The organism is Chryseotalea sanaruensis (genome assembly GCF_003990915.1).
In the GTDB taxonomy this organism is placed as follows: domain Bacteria; phylum Bacteroidota; class Bacteroidia; order Cytophagales; family Cyclobacteriaceae; genus Chryseotalea; species Chryseotalea sanaruensis.
Window position 1 is genome coordinate 1 of record NZ_BHXQ01000029.1, and the last position, 659, is coordinate 659.

At 46.9% G+C, this 659-nt stretch carries 1 protein-coding gene; it reads right to left on the reverse strand.

Annotated features, from left to right (window positions below; all coding sequences use genetic code 11):
- Positions 1-312: 312 nt before the first annotated feature.
- Positions 313-659, reverse strand: a 347-nt coding sequence (locus tag SanaruYs_RS20015) for a tyrosine-type recombinase/integrase (protein WP_218022495.1), incomplete at its 5' end; no start/stop codon positions are given.

Here is a 659-nt window from a genome sequence, read left to right on the forward strand (position 1 = left end):
TCGCAGCTGTTATCGTTTGTCAACTGCTCCGATTTTTATTCGAAGCTCTAGCGCGGCTATTTTACATAATGTGCTTATGCAACAGCTTGGGTTTGTGCGATGGACTCGTGCGGCTGCTTGCATAAGAGCACGTTATGTAACTTAGCTTTGGGCAAGTTTTTCTGGCGCATGTTTTTGCTCAGCGCGGTGGGTGCAGCTCTTGGACTGGCTTAGGATGTGCGCGGGTCGGTGCGGCCTGGCCATGTGCTGCAAGTGTGTCGGCCTTTGCAAAAACTGTGACAGAAAAACTTGCATGCGGGCGGCTGTATTTGTTCACTTCAGCGGGTGGAACTTCATCACCGCTGCGGTTAACTCTTCGATTCCGGTTTGCTGATAGCGTTCTGTTGTCATCGGACTTTTGTGTCCTGCAAAAACTTGTACCGATCTGATGTCTTTCTCTGCTTTCAATAAATTGGCTATCACGCTTTGACGGATAGCAAGTGCTGTTAATTCTTTGTCGGGGAATAATTTTTTGTAGGGCTTTACTACTTTGCCTACTCCACTTCCGCTCTCCGGTTTATAACGTCTGGTCAGGATAAGTTTATCTGTTTGCTTACTATTCAATATCGGTCGCTCTTCAACCAGGTAGCGATTGATCAGCATGATTTGTTTGGGATGTA